This window comes from Streptomyces sp. NBC_00162 (assembly GCF_024611995.1).
Taxonomy (GTDB): domain Bacteria; phylum Actinomycetota; class Actinomycetes; order Streptomycetales; family Streptomycetaceae; genus Streptomyces.
On sequence record NZ_CP102509.1, the window covers coordinates 5,428,433 to 5,449,602 of the forward strand.

At 70.6% G+C, this 21,170-nt stretch carries 26 protein-coding genes, 1 tRNA gene and 1 riboswitch; of the genes, 16 read left to right on the forward strand and 11 right to left on the reverse strand.

The features are described 5' to 3' along the window. Positions 1–36: 36 nt before the first annotated feature. Together JIW86_RS25205 and JIW86_RS25210 are read right to left on the reverse strand one after the other, a co-directional pair. On the reverse strand, positions 37–384 hold the full coding sequence (locus JIW86_RS25205) for a DUF488 domain-containing protein (protein WP_257556155.1): 348 nt from the start codon (positions 382–384) through the stop codon (positions 37–39). Next, positions 381–806 (reverse strand): hypothetical protein, encoded by a 426-nt coding sequence (locus JIW86_RS25210; protein ID WP_215140315.1) that lies wholly within the window; start codon positions 804–806, stop codon positions 381–383. The genes JIW86_RS25205 and JIW86_RS25210 overlap by 4 nt, the downstream gene beginning before the upstream one ends. Before the next feature lie 195 nt (positions 807–1,001). Here JIW86_RS25210 and JIW86_RS25215 point away from each other — a divergent pair, with 195 nt between their 5' ends. Beyond that, on the forward strand, positions 1,002–1,754 hold the full coding sequence (locus tag JIW86_RS25215) for an MBL fold metallo-hydrolase (RefSeq protein ID WP_215140314.1): 753 nt from the start codon (positions 1,002–1,004) through the stop codon (positions 1,752–1,754). A gap of 88 nt (positions 1,755–1,842) precedes the next feature. Here JIW86_RS25215 and JIW86_RS25220 read toward each other — a convergent pair whose 3' ends face one another. The 3 genes from JIW86_RS25220 to JIW86_RS25230 all read right to left on the reverse strand — a co-directional run bounded on the left by JIW86_RS25220 (position 1,843) and on the right by JIW86_RS25230 (position 5,049). Further along, positions 1,843–2,094, reverse strand: a complete 252-nt coding sequence (locus JIW86_RS25220) for a hypothetical protein (RefSeq protein ID WP_257556156.1) — start codon at positions 2,092–2,094, stop codon at positions 1,843–1,845. 105 nt (positions 2,095–2,199) lie between these two features. Beyond that, a complete protein-coding gene (locus tag JIW86_RS25225; protein WP_215140335.1) occupies positions 2,200–3,426 on the reverse strand; it encodes a PTS transporter subunit EIIC in 1,227 nt (408 codons plus the stop codon). Between the two features lie 321 nt (positions 3,427–3,747). Further along, positions 3,748–5,049, reverse strand: a complete 1,302-nt coding sequence (locus tag JIW86_RS25230; protein WP_257556157.1) for a PTS transporter subunit EIIC — start codon at positions 5,047–5,049, stop codon at positions 3,748–3,750. A gap of 253 nt (positions 5,050–5,302) precedes the next feature. On the opposite strand from JIW86_RS25230, the gene JIW86_RS25235 reads away from it, so the two are divergent. The 4 genes from JIW86_RS25235 (at position 5,303) to rdgB (ending at position 7,501) form a co-directional block, all read left to right on the forward strand. Further along, positions 5,303–5,536 (forward strand): glucose PTS transporter subunit EIIB, encoded by a 234-nt coding sequence (locus JIW86_RS25235; RefSeq protein WP_069920430.1) that lies wholly within the window; start codon positions 5,303–5,305, stop codon positions 5,534–5,536. Positions 5,537–5,655: 119 nt separating this feature from the next. Next, positions 5,656–6,381, forward strand: a complete 726-nt coding sequence (gene rph / locus JIW86_RS25240) for a ribonuclease PH (protein ID WP_215140311.1) — start codon at positions 5,656–5,658, stop codon at positions 6,379–6,381. A gap of 88 nt (positions 6,382–6,469) precedes the next feature. Beyond that, entirely contained in the window at positions 6,470–6,856 is a 387-nt protein-coding gene (locus tag JIW86_RS25245) for a hypothetical protein (RefSeq protein WP_215140310.1), read from the forward strand. A gap of 30 nt (positions 6,857–6,886) precedes the next feature. Continuing rightward, positions 6,887–7,501 carry an RdgB/HAM1 family non-canonical purine NTP pyrophosphatase gene (gene rdgB, locus JIW86_RS25250; RefSeq protein ID WP_215140309.1) on the forward strand — a complete coding sequence of 205 codons (615 nt, stop codon included), beginning with the start codon at positions 6,887–6,889 and terminating at the stop codon, positions 7,499–7,501. 45 nt (positions 7,502–7,546) lie between these two features. Here the strand turns inward: rdgB and JIW86_RS25255 are convergent. The 3 genes from JIW86_RS25255 to bcp form a co-directional block, all read right to left on the reverse strand. Next, positions 7,547–7,622: transfer RNA gene (locus JIW86_RS25255), tRNA-Leu, on the reverse strand. Between the two features lie 391 nt (positions 7,623–8,013). After that, the gene (locus JIW86_RS25260; protein ID WP_257556158.1) at positions 8,014–8,652 is read right to left on the reverse strand and encodes an HNH endonuclease; all 639 of its coding nucleotides are present in this window, start codon (positions 8,650–8,652) and stop codon (positions 8,014–8,016) included. A gap of 147 nt (positions 8,653–8,799) precedes the next feature. Then, the gene (bcp, locus tag JIW86_RS25265; RefSeq protein ID WP_215140307.1) at positions 8,800–9,267 is read right to left on the reverse strand and encodes a thioredoxin-dependent thiol peroxidase; all 468 of its coding nucleotides are present in this window, start codon (positions 9,265–9,267) and stop codon (positions 8,800–8,802) included. 114 nt (positions 9,268–9,381) lie between these two features. On the opposite strand from bcp, the gene JIW86_RS25270 reads away from it, so the two are divergent. The 3 genes from JIW86_RS25270 (at position 9,382) to JIW86_RS25280 (ending at position 10,557) form a co-directional block, all read left to right on the forward strand. Further along, positions 9,382–9,699 (forward strand): DUF3618 domain-containing protein, encoded by a 318-nt coding sequence (locus JIW86_RS25270; protein WP_215140306.1) that lies wholly within the window; start codon positions 9,382–9,384, stop codon positions 9,697–9,699. Positions 9,700–9,745: 46 nt separating this feature from the next. Beyond that, positions 9,746–10,087: a GroES family chaperonin gene (locus JIW86_RS25275; RefSeq protein ID WP_030239046.1), complete on the forward strand. Its 342-nt coding sequence runs from the start codon at positions 9,746–9,748 to the stop codon at positions 10,085–10,087. Between the two features lie 47 nt (positions 10,088–10,134). Further along, positions 10,135–10,205, forward strand: a riboswitch (guanidine-III (ykkC-III) riboswitch). A 31-nt stretch (positions 10,206–10,236) separates the two neighbouring features. Further along, on the forward strand, positions 10,237–10,557 hold the full coding sequence (locus tag JIW86_RS25280; protein WP_215140305.1) for a DMT family transporter: 321 nt from the start codon (positions 10,237–10,239) through the stop codon (positions 10,555–10,557). Positions 10,558–10,561: 4 nt separating this feature from the next. Here the strand turns inward: JIW86_RS25280 and JIW86_RS25285 are convergent, their stop codons facing one another. Beyond that, positions 10,562–13,036, reverse strand: a complete 2,475-nt coding sequence (locus tag JIW86_RS25285; RefSeq protein ID WP_257556160.1) for a transglycosylase domain-containing protein — start codon at positions 13,034–13,036, stop codon at positions 10,562–10,564. Positions 13,037–13,234: 198 nt separating this feature from the next. Here JIW86_RS25285 and JIW86_RS25290 point away from each other — a divergent pair, with 198 nt between their 5' ends. From JIW86_RS25290 to JIW86_RS25310, 5 genes are all read left to right on the forward strand, one after another. After that, entirely contained in the window at positions 13,235–14,038 is an 804-nt protein-coding gene (locus JIW86_RS25290; RefSeq protein WP_416237687.1) for an ABC transporter permease, read from the forward strand. Then, complete coding sequence (locus tag JIW86_RS25295; protein ID WP_406367010.1) at positions 14,031–14,906, forward strand: ABC transporter permease; 876 nt, start codon at positions 14,031–14,033, stop codon at positions 14,904–14,906. The genes JIW86_RS25290 and JIW86_RS25295 overlap by 8 nt, the downstream gene beginning before the upstream one ends. A 2-nt stretch (positions 14,907–14,908) precedes the next feature. Beyond that, positions 14,909–15,877: an ABC transporter ATP-binding protein gene (locus JIW86_RS25300; RefSeq protein WP_257556162.1), complete on the forward strand. Its 969-nt coding sequence runs from the start codon at positions 14,909–14,911 to the stop codon at positions 15,875–15,877. Positions 15,878–16,012: 135 nt separating this feature from the next. Further along, the gene (locus JIW86_RS25305) at positions 16,013–16,672 is read left to right on the forward strand and encodes a DUF1707 SHOCT-like domain-containing protein (RefSeq protein WP_257556163.1); all 660 of its coding nucleotides are present in this window, start codon (positions 16,013–16,015) and stop codon (positions 16,670–16,672) included. A gap of 147 nt (positions 16,673–16,819) precedes the next feature. Continuing rightward, the gene (locus JIW86_RS25310; protein ID WP_257556164.1) at positions 16,820–18,178 is read left to right on the forward strand and encodes a DUF445 domain-containing protein; all 1,359 of its coding nucleotides are present in this window, start codon (positions 16,820–16,822) and stop codon (positions 18,176–18,178) included. A gap of 40 nt (positions 18,179–18,218) precedes the next feature. Here JIW86_RS25310 and JIW86_RS25315 read toward each other — a convergent pair whose 3' ends face one another. Together JIW86_RS25315 and JIW86_RS25320 are read right to left on the reverse strand one after the other, a co-directional pair. Next, positions 18,219–18,518: a hypothetical protein gene (locus JIW86_RS25315; RefSeq protein ID WP_257556165.1), complete on the reverse strand. Its 300-nt coding sequence runs from the start codon at positions 18,516–18,518 to the stop codon at positions 18,219–18,221. An 81-nt stretch (positions 18,519–18,599) separates the two neighbouring features. Beyond that, positions 18,600–18,779 carry a hypothetical protein gene (locus tag JIW86_RS25320; RefSeq protein ID WP_215140337.1) on the reverse strand — a complete coding sequence of 60 codons (180 nt, stop codon included), beginning with the start codon at positions 18,777–18,779 and terminating at the stop codon, positions 18,600–18,602. Between the two features lie 176 nt (positions 18,780–18,955). Between JIW86_RS25320 and JIW86_RS25325 the strand changes: the two genes are divergently transcribed. The 3 genes from JIW86_RS25325 to JIW86_RS25335 are packed head-to-tail and all read left to right on the forward strand — an operon-like array spanning position 18,956 to position 21,105. Next, the gene (locus JIW86_RS25325) at positions 18,956–19,492 is read left to right on the forward strand and encodes a GNAT family N-acetyltransferase (protein WP_257556166.1); all 537 of its coding nucleotides are present in this window, start codon (positions 18,956–18,958) and stop codon (positions 19,490–19,492) included. A 43-nt stretch (positions 19,493–19,535) separates the two neighbouring features. Then, positions 19,536–20,609, forward strand: a complete 1,074-nt coding sequence (locus tag JIW86_RS25330) for a hypothetical protein (RefSeq protein ID WP_257556167.1) — start codon at positions 19,536–19,538, stop codon at positions 20,607–20,609. Positions 20,610–20,643: 34 nt separating this feature from the next. Then, positions 20,644–21,105 (forward strand): very short patch repair endonuclease, encoded by a 462-nt coding sequence (locus JIW86_RS25335; protein WP_257556168.1) that lies wholly within the window; start codon positions 20,644–20,646, stop codon positions 21,103–21,105. The last annotated feature ends 65 nt before the right edge of the window (positions 21,106–21,170 follow it).

Genomic DNA, 21,170 nt, shown 5'->3' on the forward strand with positions numbered 1-21,170 from the left:
AGCCCGGGAGGCACCGCGCAGCGGCACCCGCCCCGCCTAGCCCCCCAGCAGCTCCGCGAGCACCGCGGCGTGGCTGGACGCCGGGTCCTTGACCGCGGTCAGGAGGGTCAGGGGCCCCACCGCAGCCAGGCCCCGCAGCCGGTCCAGTTCCGCCACCGCCGACGGCTCCGCCAGCTCCGCCTCGTACCGCCGCCGGAACTCCCCGGCGGAGCCACCACCGTGGAACCACTTCCGCAGCTCCGTCGACGGGGTCACGGCCCGCGGCCACTCGTCCACCGCGGCCGCCTCCTTCGCCAGCCCCCGCGGCCACAGCCGGTCCACGAGCACCCGGACGCCGTCCGCCCCCGGCTCCGGGGGGTCGTAGATCCGCCGGATCCGGATCACCGCCCGCCTCCCAGTCCCTTGACCTCGTCCCAGACGGCCGGATCCAGCATGCCCACCCGCCTGCGGAACTCCCACAGCGACACTTCCTCCGGCCGGTCCGCCTCCAGGTAGCTCGTCCGGCCCTGCGCCCCCACCGTCCCCGGGGGCAGCGGGATCACACCGGCCCGCCGGTCGTCGTACTTCCCGGTGATCCATACGACGCGCGCCCGGTGCCCCCGTACCTGCGCGATCGCCATGACCAGGCAGAGCCTGCCGTCCGCCAGGGACCACAGCTCACCCGGCCGGGGCCGCGGCGGCGGCCCGGGACCGTGCGCGGGCGCGGGCCTGGACCGGCGGGGGAGACCGAGCCGCCTCCCGGCGACCAGCACCACCAGTGCCAGGGCCACGACCGCGGCCACCGCGGGCCACCAGGACGTGTCCATGTTTCGACCGTAGCCGTGCGGGAACGCCCCGGCATGGCAACGCCCGTGCCCATGAGCACTCCCCCGAGTGACAGCACAGGTGATTCCCCCCACAACGGCCCGCCGTGGAGGAGCGACCGGTCGTTTCGCGCCTTACGCTCGACCCACGCACGGCCCGCATTCCGTCCACGGACCGTCCACGGAGGTTCACGCTCCATGAAGCTCACCGTCGTCGGCTGTTCGGGCTCGTTCCCGTCCGCGGAATCGGCCTGTTCGAGCTACCTCGTCGAGGCCGACGGCTTCAGGCTGCTCCTCGACATGGGCAACGGCGCCCTCGGCGATCTCCAGCGCCACATCGGTCTCTACGACCTCGACGCGATCTTCCTGAGCCATCTGCACGCCGATCACTGCATCGACATGTGCGCGTACTTCGTCGCCCGCTTCTACCGGCACGAGGGCGGCCGCTGCGGCACCATCCCCGTCTACGGCCCCGAGGGCACCGAGAAGCGCCTGACCGCCGCCTACGACGACGTACCCGACGAGCGCTCGATGAGCGAGGTCTTCGACTTCCGCACCCTGAAGTCCGGCACCTTCGAGATCGGCCCCTTCCAGGTCCGCACCGAGCGGGTCGCCCACCCCGTCGAGTCGTACGGCATCCGCGTCGAGCACGGCGGCCGCTCGCTCACGTACTCCGGCGACACCGGAACCTGCCCCGAGCTGGCACTGCTCGCCGAGGGCACCGACCTCTTCCTCTGCGAGGCCTCCTTCACGCACGGCAAGGAGGACATCCCCGACCTCCACCTCAACGGCCGGGAGGCCGGGCAGTACGCGCAGGGCGGCGGGGTCGGCCGGCTCGTCCTGACCCACATCCCGCCGTGGACGGACGCGCAGCAGAACATCGCCGACGCCCGCGCGGTCTACGACGGCCAGGTCGACCTGGCCTACGCGGGCGCCGTCTACGAGGTCTAGAAGGCGGCGGGCCGGGCCTGCCGGCCGCCGAGCGCCATCCGGGTCCAGGTGTGCCGGCGGCCGCGGATCGCCAGCGAGCACGCGTACATCACCTCCGGGTCGCACATGCCGGGGATGCACGAGTCCCCGACCACAGGGCCGCGTCGTCGCCCAGACCGCGTCGCAGCTCCTCGGTGACCCGCGCCATGGCCCCGTACGAGCCGCCCGTGCCCGGGTTCGCGGGGATGCACAGCATCGCCGCTCCCATGCCGATGAGGCGCTTGGCGTACTCGGGCTTCGCGCGCCGGATCTCCGGTACGTCGCCGGGCTCCAGGTTCACGCCGACCGGCCGCCCGATCACCCGGGCCAGCTCGGTGAAGGAGTCGAGCGCGGACAGGCCGAAGCCCCTGCCTTTCGGAAGGAAAGGCAGGGGCTTCGGACCCGATGACTGCGTATGGCGGGAGGCTTACTTGGCCTCGGCCTTCGCCAGCTCGGCGAGCTCCTCGTCGGACTCGCGGCCCGGGGTGGGCAGGTTCCACTTGGTGATCGCGAAGCGGAAGACGAAGTAGTAGACGACCGCGAAGCAGAGGCCGACGCCGGCCAGGCCCAGCGGGTTGTCGGCGATTCCCAGGTTCAACAGGTAGTCGACGAGGCCGGCGGAGAAGCCGAAGCCGTCACGCATGCCCAGGGCCCAGGTCAGCGCCATGGAGACACCGGTCAGCACCGCGTGGATCGCGTACAGCACCGGGGCGATGAACATGAAGGTGAACTCGATCGGCTCGGTCACACCGGTGACGAAGGAGGTGAGCGCGAGGGAGAACATCATGCCGCCGACGACCTTGCGGCGCTCGGGGCGCGCGCAGTGCACGATCGCGAGGCAGGCCGCCGGGAGGGCGAACATCATGATCGGGAAGAAGCCGGTCATGAACTGTCCGGCGGTCGGGTCGTGGGCGAGGAAGCGGCCGATGTCGCCGTGGACGGCGCCGGTCGGGGTGTCGAAGGAACCGGCCTGGAACCACGGGAAGGAGTTCAGGAGGTGGTGCATGCCGATCGGGATCAGTGCGCGGTTGGCGACACCGAATATGCCCGCGCCGACGGCGCCGGAACCGGTCAGCCACTCACCGAGGCCGTGCAGACCCGAGCCGAGGACCGGCCAGATGAGACCGAAGACGATACCGGTGGCCAGACCCGCCAGGGCCGAGAGGATCGGGACGAGGCGGCGGCCGCCGAAGAAGCCCGCCCAGTCCGGCAGCTTGGTCCGGTAGAACTTCTGGTAGAGCAGGGCGGTGATGATGCCCATCACGACACCGCCGAGGACACCGGCGTTGACCGGGGCGTCCAGCATGACGATCTTGCCGCCGACCACCTTGGCGACCTGCGGCAGGTTGCTGTCGGTGAAGGTGGCGAGCACCTTCTGGAAGACCAGGTAACCGGTGACGGCCGCGAGGGCGGTCGAGCCGTCCGACTTCTTCGCGAAGCCGATCGCGATGCCGACGGCGAACAGCAGCGCCATGTTGTCGAGGATCGCGCCACCACCGGCGGCCATGTACCCGGCGATCTTGAGGACGAACGTCGGGAAGACGTCCTTGTCGCCGAGCATGTCGTCCGCGCCCAGGCGGAGCAGGAGTGCGCCCGCAGGCAGCACGGCTACGGGGAGCATGAGGCTCCGGCCGATGCGCTGCATGACGGCCATCACGCCAGCGCCCTTCTTCTTCTCCGCCGCGGGGGCGGCAGCCGTGGTCACAACTTCCTCCAGTGGGCAAGGCGCCGCCAGGGGTGAGCCGGGGGACGGCGACGTCTCGTAAAAGGGGGGTACGCGAGCGCAGACAGGCCCACGTGGTCTACACCAGTTGATGGTGTAGACCAGTTGTAACACGGTCGGGGTTAGATAAGGAACCTTCGATTTCCTGTGGTCTACACCACAGGAGGTTCGTACATGCCCAAGGCCCCCGGATCCGAAGATCCGAGGGCCTTGGCGGCGGGCCGAAGGGCCCGGCGTACTGCCGGACGGGGCCTACGCCTTGACGTTGTCCTTCTGCATCTCCTCGATCTCCTCGTCCGACTCCCGGCCCGGCGTCGGGATATCGAACTTCGTGATCGCGAAGCGGAAGACCGCGTAGTAGACCACCGCGAAACCCAGACCGATCGGAATGATCAGCCATGGCTTCGTCGCCAGACCCCAGTTGATGACGTAGTCGATCAGCCCCGCCGAGAAGCTGAACCCGTCGTGCACGCCCAGGGCCCACGTCACCGCCATCGACACACCCGTCAGCACCGCGTGGACCACGTACAACATCGGCGCCACGAACAGGAACGAGTACTCCAGCGGCTCCGTGATGCCCGTGACGAACGAGGTCAGGGCGACCGACAGCATCAGACCGCCGACCTCCTTGCGCCGCTGCGGCTTCGCGCAGTGCGTGATCGCCAGCGCCGCCGCCGGGAGGGCGAACATCATGATCGGGAAGAAGCCGGACAGGAACTGCCCGGCGTTCGGGTCGCCCGCCAGGAACATCGGGATGTCACCGTGCACGACCTGGCCGTCCTGGTTCGTGTAGCTCCCGAACTGGAACCACACCGGCACGTTCAGGAACTGGTGCAGGCCGATCACCAGCAGCGCGCGGTTCGCCACGCCGAAGATGCCGGCGCCCCCGGAGCCCAGGCCCACCATCCAGTCGGAGAAGCTCTCCAGCCCGTCACCGATCGGCGGCCAGATCCACAGGCACAGCACCGCGAAGGCGATCCCGACGAACGTCATGATGATCGGGACCAGCCGGCGGCCGTTGAAGAAGCCCAGCCAGTCGACCAGCTTCACCCGGTGGTAGCGCTGCCAGAACCAGGCGGACAGCAGGCCCATGACGATCCCGCCGAACACCCCCGGGTTCTGGAAGGTGTACTCGGCGAGGGTGTAGTCGGGCCCCAGGCAGCCGCCCCCGACGTCCCGCGTCCCCTCCGGGCAGGCCGTGGGGAAGACGCGCAGCACGCTCCGGTAGACGAGGAAGCCGACCACCGCCGCCAGAGCCGTCGAACCGTCCGCCTTCTTGGCCATGCCGATCGCGACACCGACGCAGAAGAGCAGCGGCAGACCGAGGTCCGCGTTCAGCAGCGCACCGCCCGCAGCCGCCATCACCTTGGCGACGTCCGTCCAGCCGAGGCCGTCCTTGCCGAACACGTCGGGCTGGCCCAGGCGGTTCAGGATGCCCGCCGCGGGCAGCACGGCGATCGGCAGCTGGAGGCTGCGCCCCATCTTCTGCAGCCCCTGGAACAAGCCGTTCCACCACTGGTGACGTGGCTCTGCTGCGGCGCTGCTCGCGCTCATCGGCGTCCTCTCTGACCGGCCCGTTTTTGGCAGTCGCAACACGTGCGGCACACTGGTGTAGACCAGTCGTGGGCAGGCTGCTGCTGATCGTTATCATTCGGCAGATACCGGTCACGCGCTCGCGTAGCTGGGCCAACCGTGCGTTACCGTGACAAAGCGGCCTGCATGGGCAGTTGCCCGCGCACCGGACGCCGAGACTCGTTCTTCGTAACTCCCCCAGACTCCGTCCGGGGGGACCCCCAAGGAGAAACACATGGCCACCAAGGCTGAGAAGATCGTCGCCGGGCTCGGCGGTATCGACAACATCGAAGAAGTCGAAGGCTGCATCACCCGCCTGCGCACCGAGGTCCACGACGCGAGCCTGGTCGACGAAGCCGCCCTGAAGGCCGCCGGCGCCCACGGAGTCGTCAAGATGGGCACCGCCATCCAGGTCGTCATCGGCACCGACGCCGACCCGATCGCCGGCGAGATCGAAGACATGATGTGAGCTGAGCCCACCCGCTCGGCCCCGCACCGCAATACCACCCGCCGCAGTACCACAGGACCCCGTCCCGGACATCCGGACGGGGTCCTCGCGTTCCACTGCCAGGGACTAGGCTCGGAGCCATGTCTCGCATCGACGGCCGTACGCCCGAACAGCTCCGCCCGGTCACCATCGAACGCGGATGGAGCAAGCACGCCGAGGGCTCCGTCCTCATCTCCTTCGGAGACACCAAGGTCTTCTGCACCGCCTCCTTCAGCGAAGGCGTCCCGCGCTGGCGCAAGGGCAGCGGCGAAGGCTGGGTCACCTCCGAATACTCGATGCTGCCCCGCTCCACCAACACCCGCGGCGACCGCGAATCCGTACGCGGCAAGATCGGCGGCCGCACCCACGAGATCTCCCGCCTCATCGGCCGCTCGCTGCGCGCCGTCATCGACTACAAGGCCCTCGGCGAGAACACCATCGTCCTGGACTGCGACGTCCTCCAGGCCGACGGCGGCACCCGCACCGCCGCGATCACCGGCGCCTACGTCGCCCTCGCCGACGCCGTCGCCTGGGGCCAGCAGAAGAAGCTCATCAAGGCCGGCCGCAAGCCGCTCACCGGCACCGTCGCCGCCGTCAGCGTCGGCATCGTCGACGGCGAACCGCTCCTCGACCTCTGCTACGAGGAAGACGTGCGCGCCGAGACCGACATGAACGTCGTCTGCACCGGCGACGGCCGCTTCGTCGAGGTCCAGGGCACCGCCGAGGGCGAGCCCTTCGACCGCAAGGAACTCAACGCCCTCCTGGACCTCGCGGCCGGCGGCTGCGCGGACTTGGAAGCCATCCAGCTGGGCGCGCTGGAACTGTAGGGTCGGCAATCCGCGTCTGTCCGGGTACGGGCGCACGGTGTCACAGCCGTGTGCCCGTCCACGTATACCGAGTTCTTGGGGGACCCAGATGAAGCCGAAGCACCGCGTCGCCGCCATAGCCCTGGCCGCCGCTCTGACCCTCCCGGCCCTTTCCGCCTGCGACGCGATCTCCACGGCGATGGACTGCGCGAACACGGCCGTGGCCATCACGGACGGCGCGAACGACCTGCAGCAGGCGGTCTCCCAGGCCGGCAACAGCCCGCAGGACGCCCAGAACGCGCTCAACCAGATCGAGACGAACCTCAAGAAGATCGGCGACCAGACGGACAACGCCGACCTGGGCAAGGCCATCAACTCGATGAACACGGCGGTCAAGAACGTCCGCACCGCCATCGAGAACGGCGACGCCACCCCGGACATCCAGCCGGTCGCGGACGCGGCGAGCGAGATCTCCAAGGTCTGCACCCCGGGCTGAGGGGCTTCGGCGGGCCGGAATAATGACGCCATGACCTCCACGCCGCCGCGCCTGATCCTGGCCACCCGCAACGCGGGCAAGATCTCCGAACTCCACGCCATCCTGTCCGACGCCGGCCTGCCGCACGAGCTGGTCGGCGCGGACGCGTACCCCGAGATCCCGGACGTCAAGGAAACCGGCGTCACCTTCGCCGAGAACGCCCTCCTCAAGGCCCACGCCCTGGCCCAGGCCACCGGCCTGCCGGCCGTCGCCGACGACTCGGGCCTGTGCGTGGACGTCCTGAACGGGGCCCCCGGCATCTTCTCGGCCCGCTGGGCCGGCGCCCACGGCGACGACGCCGCGAACCTGGCGCTCCTGCTGGCGCAGCTCGGCGACATCGCCGACGAGCACCGCGGCGCCCACTTCTTCTGCGCGGCGGCCCTGGCCCTCCCGGACGGCACCGAACGCGTCGTCGAGGGCCGCCTCCTGGGCACCCTCCGCCACACCCCGTCGGGCACGGGCGGCTTCGGCTACGACCCGATCCTCCAGCCCCTCGGCGAGTCCCGCACCTGCGCGGAACTCACCCCGGCGGAAAAGAACGCCATCTCCCACCGCGGCCAGGCCTTCCGAGCCCTGGTGCCGGTGGTCAGGGAACTCCTGGGCTGACGCGGCGCGGCCGGGTCCCCTGATCTCGGGGGCCCGGCCGCGTCCTGGTACGCCCGGTCGGATTCGAACCGACATACGTGGCCACCTAAAGACCACCGCTAACCAGGTCGCGTACGGGCGCAAGCAGAAACACTCTACTGCGCATGCCACGCGTGTCGCTGACGCACCCGCGATTTAACGACTACGCCGTCCTCCTCGGCACCAGGTGTCCGTCACCGCGTGGCAGTTGGGGCAGAGGAGCCGCAGATTTCCGAGTCCTTCGCTTGCCGTCGTGCTTGACCAGGATCTCCGCCGCGGGCCTCAGGGGCCGGGCCCCCGCTTGCCGCGCTGGTGTCCCTGCCCGAGGAAGTGCGATGTGTCGTGCCCTCCCTCCGCGATCCAACCGCGCAAGTGGGCGCGCTGGCCGCCGTGGTCGGGAAAGCCCAGGACTCGAAGGGTTCCGGCAATGCTGACCGACTGGGCTATCGCCTGCGCCAGTTCTTCTCGCGACGGCCGTTCATGGCGTCGGCTGTTCACGGTCGCACCTTGCCCCTGCCTCGGTACGAGTCCGTCGTGGAGTGGCAGTTGGGGCACAGAAGCCGCAGGTTCTCCGGCAGGTTGTTGCGCCAGTCGCCGTCGATGTGGTCCACCTCCAGGGGCAGCGGATAGCCCTGCCAGGTCGCCGGCATGCCGCACATCCGGCACGCGTTCGGAACGCCGAGCGCGGCCAGGGCCTGCTTCAGCTGCTCGCTCTGTGCGCGACGGGCATGAGGGCCGTCCTGCTTGACCAGAACGTTCTCCGGGCTCCGGCGGACCTTGGTGCGACCGGCAGGCGAGGGCAGCTTGAAGTGCGAGGTATCTATGCCGAAGGCCCTCACCCTGCGGGTGATGTGAGTGTGGTGCCCGCCCACGACGTCGAGGCCGAGCCGTCGGAGTACGTCGCACATGGTCGTCGAGGCGGCGACCGCCTCAGCCAGCACCTCCCTGGTCCACTTCACCCCGTCCTGCTCGAAGTGCGATATGTCCACGCCCAGCTTCCGCATTCGGTCGTGCAGATAGCGCCGCGAGCCGCTCTTCGGATCCACCCCCAGGTGCTCCAACGCCTCCGTCAGCGTGCGCGACGCACTCGCCGCCTCCGCCAGGCGTTCCCTCGTGTACGGACTGATCGGCATCCGCGTCCCCCTCCACGTACCGGCCGCACGTGCGGCCTTCGTACGGAGTAGCGGGCCGATAGTCGGACGGTTGCGGCTCAATTCGTCCGATAAACGGAGCGGCCCGCACCGGTTGGGTGCGGGCCGCTCCGTTCGGGAGAGGGCGGGTCAGATGCCCAGGTCCTTGATGATCTTGGCTACGTGGCCCGTGGCCTTGACGTTGTAGAAGGCGCGCTCGACCTTGCCGTCCTCGTCGACGACCACCGTCGAGCGGATGACCCCGGTCACCGTCTTGCCGTAGAGCTTCTTCTCGCCGTACGCGCCGTAGGCGGTCAGGGTCTCCTTCTCCGGGTCGCTGACCAGGGTGACCTTCAGGTGCTCCTTCTCGCGGAACTTCGCGAGCTTCTCCGGCTTGTCCGGGGAGACGCCGATGACGTCGTAGCCGGCCGTCGCCAGGACGGCCAGGTTGTCCGTGAAGTCGCAGGCCTGCTTGGTGCAGCCCGGCGTCATCGCGGTCGGGTAGAAGTAGACGATGACCTTGCGACCCTTGTGGGCGGCCAGCGAGACCTCGTTGCCGTCCGCGTCGGGCAGGGTGAAGGCGGGGGCGGTGTCGCCCGGCTGAAGTCGCTCGCTCATGTCGGCAGTCTCCTCACGAGGGGATCGGTATGGCACGAGACTAAGCTGCTGACAGACTGTTCATGGCGGACTACGCCCCCACGGACGACCCACGACGACGACGGAGGCAGCGCGGTGCCGGAAGCCAGGACCCCCGCACAGATCGAGGCGGACATCGTTCGCCGCCGCGAGCAGCTCGCCGAGACGCTCGACGAGATCGGCGTGCGCATGCACCCGAAGACGATCATCGGGGACGCGAAGGCCAGGGTCGCCTCCACGATCGACAACACCGCCGGGCGTGCCTTCGTCGCGGTGAACCGTCTCGTGACGGACATGAAGGACGGCCTGCGCCACGACGACGGGGCCCCGCGCGTCGGGCGGATCGTGCCCGTCGCGCTGCTCGCGGCCGGTGTGGTCGGGCTGCTCGTGGTCTCGGCGCGGCGCAAGCGCTGATGACCCTGCGGAGCGCGGGTCTTACGAGGGCAGGTAGGTTCGGGACGTGAGCGAGAACACCACCCACGACAAGCTGCCCATCCGGATGCTGCACGACCGCGTGCTCGTGAAGTCCGACCTGCCGGAGGGCGAGCGCCGCTCGGGCGGCGGCATCCTCATTCCGGCGACGGCCGCGGTGGGCAAGCGGCTGGCCTGGGCTGAGGTGGTCGCGGTCGGGCAGAACGTACGGAGCGTGGAGCCCGGTGACCGGGTGCTGTACGACCCCGAGGACCGGGCCGAGGTCGAGGTGCGGGGTGCGACGTACGTGCTGATGCGCGAGCGGGATCTGCACGCCGTTGCCGCCGAGCGGCTGGAGGGGTCGAAGGACTCCACGGGCCTTTATCTCTGACCGTTGATTCGTGGACGGGGCTGGTGGCCGAGGTCACCAGCCCTTTTCGCTGCCCTTTGCTACGGTTGAGGGGAACCCGACGAGACGCGCCGTACCGGGTACGACAAGACGACGCACCCCGTATCGCTTGATGTCTCGGAGGTGCCGTCATGGCCTGGGTTCTGTTGCTCGTCGCCGGTCTGATCGAGGTCGCTTGGTCGATCGGGATGAAGTTCACCGAAGGTTTCACCCGGCTGTGGCCCAGTGTGTTCACGGGCGCCGGGATCGTCGCCAGCATGGTGCTGCTCTCGTACGCCGCCAAGACGCTGCCGATCGGTACGGCGTACGGGGTGTGGGTGGGCATCGGCGCGGCCGGTGCGGCCGTGCTCGGTATGGCGGTGCTGGGTGAGCCCGTCACCGCCGCCCGGATCTTCTTCATCTGTCTGCTGCTGGTCGCCGTGGTGGGGCTGAAGATGACCTCCGGTCACTGACCTGTCATTCCAGGAACGCGGACGGCGGGCGCCGGCCCCCGGTGGCGCCGCTGTCCGTGCCCTGCCCGCCCTGGGTGGTCTGGCCCTGAGTGGTGCCGCCCTGGGTCTGCCCGCCCTGGGTCTGCCCGCCTTGGGTCTGTCCGCCCTGGGTCTGCCCGCCCTGCGTCTGTCCGCCCTGGGTCTGGCCGCCGTTGTTCTGGCCTCCCTGGTTCTGCCCGCCTTGGTTCTGGCCTCCGTTGTCCTGGCCTCCGTTGTTCTGCCCGCCGTTCGGCGGGGTCGGCGGGAAGGGCGGGCTCGGCCGTACCGGGGCGGTCGGCGTGCCGTCGCCGTCCGGTGTCTCCTCCGGCTCGCCCGACTCGGTCGACGACGGCGGCGACGGCGGGGGCTGGGCCGCGCCCGGCTGGAGTTCCAGGTCGAAGTCGACGGGGTCGGTGCCCTCCAGGGCCGTCTTCGTGTAGGCGGCCCAGATCCGCGCCGGGTAGCCGCCTCCGCCGATGCGGTTCTCCCCGAGGGCGTTGTACAGCGACTCCAGGGAGCCGGTGTCCGGGTCCTGGCCCATCATCGAGACCACCGTGACCAGGTCCGGGGTGTAAGCCGCGAACCAGGCGGAGCGGTCCAGTTCGCCGGTCCCGGTCTTGCCGGCCGCCGGGTGGCCGGCGGCGAGCGCCGCCGTGCCGGTGCCGTTGTCGACGACGCTGACGAGCATGGAGGTGGTGGTGTCGGCGGCCTCGCGGCTGACGGCCTGGGTGGCGGCGCGCTCGGGCAGCGCGATCGTGTCGTCCTCCTTGGTGATCTTCTCAAGGAAGGTGTACGGGGTGCGCCGGCCGTGGTCCGCGAGGGTCGCGTACGCCTGTGTCATGTCCAGGACGCTGGCTTGCAGGGTGCCGAGCGCCATGGCCGGGACGGGTTCAAAGTTGGGGGTGTCCTCGGGGACGCCGAGGGCGACGGCCGTCTCCTTGACCTTGCGGGTGCCGACGTCGACTGCCATCTGTGCGTACACGGCGTTGACGGAGAGGTCGGTGGCGGTGTTGACGGTGATGTTCCCGTACGAGACCTGGCCCTCGTTCTCAGGGGCGAAGCGGATCCGGCCGCCGACGATCGGGCGCTTGTTGTCGCCGTTGTAGACGGTGTTCGGGGTGATCCGGCGGCCGTCCTGGGTGCGGGAGTCGTTCTCGACGGCGGCGGCGAAGACGAACGGTTTGAAGGTGGAGGCGACCTGGTAGTCGTGCCGGGTCGCGTTGTTCACGTACTGCTTGGTGTAGTCGATGCCGCCGTACATGGCGACGACCTTGCCGGTGGCCGGGTCGATGGAGACCCCGCCGGCCCGGACCACCCGGTCCGCCTTGCGCTTCTCCGGGTCGAGTTTGCCGACCATCTGGCTGTCGACGGCTTCGACGAAGGCGTTCTGGCGGCGTCTGTCGATGGTGGTGGTGATGCGGTAGCCGCCCTCGGCGAGGGTCTTGTCGTCGAGGATCTTGTTTTCGGTGATGTAGTCCTTGACGGCCTCCACGAGGTACCCGCGCTGGCCGGACAGTCCGGCGGCCGCGCGGACCTTGCCGGGTTCGGGGAACTGCGTGGTGGCGCGTTCGGCCGCCGGCAGCCAGTCCTTCTTGACCATGCCGTCGAGTACGTAGTTCCAGCGGGCGAGGGCGCGGGGGCGGCTCTGGGGGTGCGAGACGACGTCGAAGGCGCTGGGGGAGTTGAGGAGGGTGGCGAGGTACGCGCCTTCGGCGGTGGTGAGGTTGGCGACGTCCTTGCCGTAGTAGGCCTGGGCGGCGGCCTGGATGCCGTAGGCGTTGCGACCGAAGTAGCTGGTGTTCAGGTATCCCTCGAGGATGTAGTTCTTGGACTTCTCGCGGCCGAGTTTGATCGCGATGAAGAACTCCTTGACCTTCCGTTTGATCGTCTGTTCCTGGCCCAAGTAGTAGTTCTTGACGTACTGCTGAGTGATCGTCGAACCGGACTGGGTGCCCTTGCCGGTCGCGGTGTTCCAGGCGGCGCGGAGCATCGCCTTCGGGTCCACTGCCCGTTCGGAGTGGAAGTCCCGGTCCTCGGCGGCCAGTACGGCCTCCTGGACGGTCCGCGGGATCTGTGAGAGCGGCACGTTGACGCGGTTGACCTCGCCGTCGCGGGCGAGCTGGGAGCCGTCGGAGTAGAGGTAGACGTTCGACTGCGCGGTCGCGGCGGCGTTGGCCGGCGGAATGTCCACGAGCAGGTACCCGGCGACGAGGGCGCCGCCGAGCAGCAGGGCGAGGAGCAGGACGGCGCCCAGGACCATGCGCCAGGTGGGGAGGGCGCGGCGCCAGCCGGTCCGCTTCCGGCGGGCCTTCTTTCCGGGCCTCGGTGCCGTGCCGGGCGGCCCCTGTGCCGTGCCGGGCCTCCGTGCCGCGCCGGGCTGTTGCGGTCGTGTCGGCGATCCCTCGGGCGGTGTGTCCGGGTCGCGAGGGGTCCAGCCCGGGGGTGGTGACTGGTCGCTCATCTCCAGGACTCCTCGACGCCGTGCGAAATATCCACTTCTGTACCTCATGGTGTCTACCCGATGACCGGTGATTACGCGCCGGACGGGGGTAAATCGGTCGCGTGGCTCGCCCCTCCGCACTAAGCTCGCGCGCTTTGGCCGACGTAGGAACGACGTGGGAAACGGAGGGATACGGTGCGTCAGAGAGCGTGTGATCGGGTGCGGCTCTACCTGGCTGTCGGGGCAGGCGGATTCCGGCGCTACGCCACTTACGGGACGGCGACGGCGGCCGGTGTGTTCACCAACACCGTGTTCGGTTTCATCGTCGCGTACACGTACATCGCGCTGTGGGACGAGCGGCCCGGACTCGGCGGCTACGACCAGGCGCAGGCCCTGACTTTCGTGTGGGTGAGCCAGTCGTTGCTCGCCGCCGGGGCGTTGATCGGGGGCGGTTTCCAGGAGGAGCTCCAGGAACGTGTCCGTACGGGGGACATCGCCGTCGACCTGTACCGGCCGGCGGACCTGCAGATGTGGTGGCTCGCGGCCGACCTGGGGCGGGCCGCCTTCCAGTTGGCGGGGCGGGGCGTGGTCCCGCTGGCGGTCGGGGCGCTGGCGTTCCGGCTGGCGCTGCCCGCCGATCCGTTGCGCTGGCTGCTGTTCCTGGTCTCCGTCGTGCTCGGGCTGACGGTGAGTTTCGCGCTGCGCTATCTGCTGGGGCTGGCGGCGTTCTGGCTGATGGACGGGTCCGGGGTCAATCTGATGGCGAACGTCGTCGCGATCTTCTTCTCCGGGGTGCTGCTGCCGCTGACCGTGTTCCCGGGCGGCTTCGGGGAGTTGGTCCGGAGCCTGCCGTGGTCGGCGATGCTCCAGGTCCCGATGGACGTGCTGCTGGGCGAGCATTCCGGAGCCGGGAGCGCCGCCGGAGCGCTGGGGTTCCAGGGCGTGTGGGCGTGCGTACTGCTGGGCGCGGGGCGGCTGTTGCAGTCGGCGGCGACTCGGAAGGTGGTGGTCCAGGGTGGCTGAGGCGGTGCTGGAGCGGGAGCCGGCGCGGAAGTTCGATGTCGTGGAGGTGCCCCGGCGCGGCCGGGTGCGGGAGGGGCTGCGCGGTTACGGGCTGATCGTCGCGATGTGGATCCGGTCGACGATGACGTACCGGACGTCCTTCTTCCTCTCGGTGTTCGGAAACGCGGCGATCCAGATGCTCGACTTCATCGGGATCTGGATCATGTTCCGGCACGTGGACGCGCTGGGCGGCTTCTCGCTGCCCGAGATCGCCCTGCTGTACGGGTCCTGCTCGGCCTCGCTGGGACTGGCCACCCTGCTGCTCGGCAACACCGACCGGGTCGGCGTCCGCGTCCGCGACGGCTCCCTCGACACGATGCTGGTGCGCCCGGTTCCGGTGCTCGCGCAGGTCGCGGCGGACCGGTTCGCGCTGCGCCGACTGGGGCGCATCGGGCAGGGGCTGGCGGTGCTGGGCTGGGCGGTGTCGGCGCTGGACGTGGACTGGTCGGTCGGGAAGGCGCTGTTGGTGCCCGTCATGATCGTGGCCGGGGCGGCGATCTTCGCGGCGGTGATGGTGGCCGGGGCCGCGTTCCAGTTCGTCGCCGGGGACGCGGCGGAGGTGCAGAACTCCTTCACGTACGGCGGGAACGCGATGCTCCAGTACCCGCCGACGATCTTCGCGCAGGACCTGCTGCGCGGGGTGACCTTCATCGTCCCGCTGGCCTTCGTCAACTGGCTGCCGGCGCTGTACGTGCTGGGGCGGCCCGACCCGCTGGGGCTGCCGGGGTGGGTCGCGTTCCTGAGCCCGCTGGTGGCCTTCGTGGTGTTCCTGCCCGCGTCGCTGGCGTGGCGCGCGGGAGTCCGTTCGTACCGAAGCACGGGGAGCTAGCTGTGTCGGATGCGTTGATCTCGCTGGACGGGGTCGAGAAGGTCTTCGACGTACGGCGTCGAGTGGGCCTGATGCGCCGGGAGAAACGCCAGGTCAGGGCGGTGGACGGGATCAGCTTCGAGGTGGCTCGGGGCGAGATGGTCGGCTACATCGGGCCCAACGGCGCCGGGAAGTCGACCACGATCAAGATGCTGACGGGGATCCTGACCCCGAGCGGCGGCCGGCTGCGCGTCGCGGGCATCGACCCGGCGCGGGAGCGGTTGCGGCTCGCGCACCGGATCGGGGTGGTGTTCGGGCAGCGCACGACGCTGTGGTGGGACCTGCCGCTGAAGGACTCGTACGGTCTGATGCGGCGGATGTACCGGATCCCGCGGGCGCGGTTCGAGGAGAACCTGGACCGCTGCGTGGAGCGGCTGGACCTGGCCGAGCTGCTCGACGTACCGGTGCGGCAGCTGTCGCTGGGGCAGCGGATGCGCGGGGACATCGCGGCGGCGCTGCTGCACGATCCGGACGTGCTGTACCTGGACGAGCCGACGATCGGGCTGGACGTGGTGAGCAAGGCGAAGGTACGGGGCTTCCTGCGGCAGTTGAACGAGGAGCTCGGCACGACGGTGCTGCTGACCACGCACGACCTCCAGGACATCGAGCAGCTGTGCGAGCGGGTGATGGTCATCGACCACGGGCGGCTGATGTACGACGGGGCGCTGGCCGGGCTGCACTCGGCGGGGTCGGTGGGGGAGAGCGAGCGGACCCTGGTGGTCGACCTGGAGCGGGAGCTCGCGCCGATCGAGGTGGCGGGCGCGCGGGTGGTGAAGGTGGAGGGGCCGCGGCAGTGGCTGGCGTTCCCGGCGGGGGCTTCGGCCGCGCCGCTGGTCGCGGCGGTGGCGGCGCGGTACCCGCTGGTGGACCTGTCGGTGCGGGAACCGGACATCGAGGACGTGATCGCGCGGATGTACGCGGGGCGGGGGTAGCGGGCGGTCGTTGGCGGGCGGGCGGGCGGGGGTTGGGGCGGGGTTGGCGGGCCGGGGGGAAATCAGGGGCAACCCCGAGTCGGACAGGGGTTCAACCCGTACAACTCTCCTGGATCCCTGCATAGGCTGGTCCGCATGAGTGACGAGCGGCCGGAGAAGCCGTTGCCGGAGCTGAGGGCGTCGGATGCCGACCGGGACCGGGTGGTGGAGCGTCTGCGGGACGCCGTCGCCGAGGGCCGGCTCGACATGGAGGAATTCGAGGAGCGGCTGGAGGCGGCGTACAAGTCCCGGACGTACGCGGAACTGGAACCGCTGACGCGGGACCTGCCGGCGGTGGGGGCGGCCTCCCCGGCCGTCCCGGTGGGCGCCCCGGCGGGTGGCTCGTCCTGGCCGGCGAGGATCGGCGGGGCGGGTACGTCCACCACGGCCGTGGCCGTCATGTCGGGGTTCCAGCGCAAAGGGGCATGGACGGTTCCCGCCCGCTTCGACGCGGTGGCGTTCTGGGGCGGCGGGGAGCTGGACCTGCGCGAGGCGAACTTCGCGCAGCCCGAGGTCGTGATCAACTGTGTCGCGATCATGGGCGGTATCGAGATCACGGTGCCACCGGGCGTGGCCGTCGACGTCCGGGGCATCGGCGTCATGGGCGCCTTCGACCAGCGCGTCGGCAGCGGTCCGACGGAGCCGGGCGCTCCGCGGGTGGTCGTGACGGGCTTCGCGTTCTGGGGCGGGGTGGACATCAAGGTCAAGCCGCCGAAGCGCCCGAAGTCCGGGCCCTCGCTGGACAAGGGGCTGTAGCAGGGGCTTGTAGTGCCCGCCCCCCACGCCGAGCCTCGGGGCCCGAGCCTCGGGGGCGCGAAACGGCGTGCCGGGAACTCCTCGCGGCTCCCAGGAGTCGGATGCTATGCAGACAAAACCGGCGCCCCCGGGGGAAGGCAGGACCACGTGGACCACCGCACCACCGTCGGAGGTGCCGCCCCACCGCCACCGACACCGCCACGGACACCACGAGCGGCAGCGACCCCGCCCGCCCGCGGCGCCTTCGTCTTCAGCGCCGCCGACGAGGAGCGCCGTCGCGGCGTACGCCGGATGAAGACCACCGCGACCGGCCTGCTGATCCTGGTCGCGCTGGTCTACGTACTGGCCAAGTACGCCCAGCACGCATGGGGCGCCGGCGGCTGGGCCGGCTACGTCGCGGCCGCCGCCGAGGCCGGCATGGTCGGCGCGCTCGCGGACTGGTTCGCCGTCACCGCCCTGTTCCGGCGGCCCCTCGGCCTGCCCATCCCGCACACGGCGATCATCCCTACCAAGAAGGACCAGCTCGGGATCTCCCTCGGGGAGTTCGTCGGCGAGAACTTCCTCTCCTCCGACGTGGTCAAGGCCCGACTCCATTCCCTCGGCATCGGCGGCCGCCTCGGCGCCTGGCTGGCGGAGCCCGCGCACGCCGACCGGGTCACCGCGGAGCTGGCCACCGCCCTGCGCGGAGCGCTGACCGTACTGCGCGACGCCGACGTGCAGGCCGTCGTGGGCGAGGCCATCACCCGGCGCGCGGAGACGGCCGAGATCGCGCCGGGCATCGGCAAGACCCTGGAGCGGGTCGTCGCGGACGGCGGTCACCACCGCGCCGTCGACCTCGTGTGCGCCAAGGCCCACGACTGGCTGGTCACGCACGGGGAGTCGGTGATGGACGCGGTGCAGGGCGGGGCGCCCGGCTGGACCCCGCGGTTCGTGGACCGCAAGATCGGCGACCGCGTGTACAAGGAGCTGCTCCGCTTCGTCACGGAGATGCGGGACATGCCCGAACACCCGGCGCGCGGGGCGGTGGACCGGTTCCTGACGGACTTCGCGGCCGACCTGCAGTCCGACACGGAGACGCGGGCGCGGGTCGAGCGGCTCAAGTCCGAGCTGCTGGCGCGCGGGGAGGTCCAGGACGTGATCGCCTCCGCCTGGACCGCGATCCGATCGATGATCATCTCGGCGGCGGAGGACGAGCAGAGCGAGCTGCGCCTGCGGGTCCGTTCCTCGCTGATGTCCCTGGGGGCGCGGCTGGCCACCGACGGGCGGCTCCAGGACAAGGTGGAGGGCTGGATCGAGGGCGCGGTCGTCTACGTCGTCACCAACTACCGGACCGAGATCACCTCGCTGATCACGGACACGGTGGCGGGCTGGGACGCCGAGCACACGTCCCGCAAGATCGAGGCCCACATCGGCCGGGACCTGCAGTTCATCCGCATCAACGGCACGGTGGTCGGCGCCCTGGCGGGCCTGCTGATCTACACGGTGTCCCGGGCGTTCGGCGCGTAGGCTCTTCGGGGCCGTCCCGCTGATCAGGGGCGGTCGGCGATCAGGGGCGGTCGGCGACGGCCCAGGACGCGGCGGCCACGACCCCGGCGGCCCCGAAGACGGCCGGCCACGCGCCGACCTTCTTGGCCAGCGGGTGCGCGCCCGCGAAGCCGGCCAGGTACAGCGCCCCGAGCCCGGCGGCCGCGGGCGCGCCGCCCCGGCGGTGCCACTCGCGTCCGGCGGCGAGCCCGGCGGCGCCGAGGACGACACCGCCCAGGGGCCGCTTGTTGGTCCAGCGGGCGACGGCGTAGCCGCCGACCAGCCCGGCGGCCGCCACCACGGAACTCGGTACCCGCGCCATGTCGAACTCCTCGGTTTCTCTTGCTGTGTCGACGGCCGTGTCGGTGGCCGTGTCGACGGTCGTATCGATGGTCCTACGAGGCTAACGCGGGCGCCCGGCCATCCGGCGGGCGCCCAGCACCCACACCACCACGACCACGGCTCCGCCGATCAGGGCGTCCGGCACCGCGTCCCGTACGGCGCGCGGCAGCAGCGCCACGACGCCCAGGACGAGAAGAAAGGCGAGCGCGCAACGGCCGGCCGCCCGAAGCAGTCTGTCCACGGCTGCTCAACGCGGGCGCCGGGCCTCCCGACACGGAGGGCGGGGAGGGGATTTGTCGCACACTCGCCGGATCCGTGCGGTGTGCGCTCCGGGAACCCGAAGGGCATAAATTCACTCTCCCCACCCAAAGGGGAAAATCCACACTCCCCGCTACCACTCTCAGGAGCCAGGACATCGTGATCTGCTACGGACAGGCCGTCCTCGACCTCGTGGACGAACTGGTCGACGCCTACGCCGACGTCTTCTCCGGACCGCCCTGGAACGAGGACGAAGAAACCATTCGCCAGTTCGCCGCCCGCCTCCCGGTGGACGCCCGGCGCCGTGGCTTCCGTACGGCCCTCGCCCAGTCCGCGACAGGCATCGACGGCTTCGCCACGGGCTGGATCACGCCGGCCACCTTCCCCAAGAACCGCGCGTACGCGCAGGTCGCGGCGCAGCTGGGCCCCGAGCGCGTGAAGGAGCTCCTGACCGGCGCCCTGGAGATAGACGAACTCGCCGTACGCCCGTACGCGCGCGGCCGCGGCACGGGCCGGGACCTGCTCACCGAGATCACCGCCGACGCCCCGGACCGGCGCGCCTGGCTGCTGACCTCCCGCCTGGCCACCGACACCGTGGCCACGTACCGCCGCCTGGGCTGGCACGAGGTCCCGGCCCGCCCGGGCACGGAGACGGGCGTGATCGTCTTCCTCTCCCCGGACCACCCGAACCGCTAGAACCTGTGGTGTCCGCCGTACCCCGGCGGGGCATACCCGCCGCATGATCACGCCCCGGCAGACCCAGCACCAGACCCAGCAGCAGCCCCGGCAGAAGACCCGGCAGCAGGCCCGGCAGACCAAGCCGCCCCAGTCGGCCCGGCACGCCCGCGCGCCCCGGCGCCAGCTCAACGTGGCCACGCGTCACCAGCTCACCGCGGCCGGCGTCCCCGACGGCACGATCACCTCCCGCACCCGCCCGGGCGGCCCCTGGCAGCGCTTACTGCCCCGGGTCTACCTCCTCCAGACCGGGCCCCCGGACCACCGTCAACGCGCCCTCGCCGCCGTCCTGTACGCCGCCGAGCCCGCCGCCGACCCCCTGTCCGGCGACACGGCCGCCCTCACCGGCGGCGCCGCCCTCGCCCTCCTCGGCATCCGCGAGGCCGCATCCATGCCAGCCGACGTACTGATCCGCGCCCCGCGCCGACTCACCGGCACCCCGGCGGTCCGCCCGCTCCCCACCTCGCGCTGGCCGCGCACCATCACGGTCTGCGGCATCCCCAGCACCCGCCCGGTCCGCGCGGCGGCGGACTTCGCCTCCCGCACCGAACACCCCGACCGGATCCGCTCGGTCCTCGCCCACGTCGTCCAGGCCGGCTGGTGCCACCCGCACGACCTGCACGCCGAACTCCGCGCGGCCCGCCTCCTGGCCCGCCCCGCGATCCGCGCGGCCGCGTCCGAACTCCTCGCCGGCGTCCGCTCGATCGCCGAGGCCCAGGCCCGCGACGTCCTCACCGCGACGGACCTCCCGACCCCCTTGTGGAACGCCCGCCTCTACACCCCGGACGGCACCTTCCTGGCCAGCCCGGACGCCTACTGGCCCGACGAGGGCGTCGCCCTGGAGATCGACTCGGCGGAGTACCACTACACGCGCGACGCCTGGCACGCCACCCTCCGCCGCCGCCTCCGCCTGGAGTCCCACGGCATCCTGGTGATCAGCGCCACCCCCTCGATACTCCGAGACACCCCAACGGAGGTCCTAGCAGCCCTCCGCACCTTCCTGACCCTGGCAGCCACCCGCCCCGCCCCACCCACAGCCCTGGCCCGCGGCCACCAACAACTCCCGCTGCCGTTCTGAGCGAGCCCGCGCTCGGCCGGTTCACAATGGTGGGGTGGAGAAACTGGCAACGACGGCCACCGTGCGTACTCGAATGAGTCGCCAGAAGAGCCGCGACACCGGCGTGGAGGTGGCCTTGCGCAAGGCGCTGCACGCCAAGGGGGCTCGGTACCGGATCCACCGGAAGCCGGTGAAGGGCGTGAGACGCGAGGCCGACATCGTGTTCGGGCCCGCACGCGTGGCGGTGTTCGTGGACGGCTGTTTCTGGCACGGCTGCCCCGTTCACGCCACGTGGCCGAAGAACAACGCCGAGTTCTGGCGCGCCAAGATCGAGGGGAATCGGCGTCGGGACTTGGACACGGACGCCCGGTTGGCCGAGGCCGGGTGGCTGGCCGTGCGCGTCTGGGAGCATGAGCGGGCGGACGAGGCGGCGGCGCGCGTGCTGGCCGTCGTCGCGAGTCGTCGCGCGAGTGGACGCCCCAAGAGGCGAGAGCAGGGATCCATCTCGAATATTTGACAGCATCCTCTTTGTCAAATAAGCCCTGTTAGGGTGATCGCGACGTACGCCGTGGCGAGCCGAAC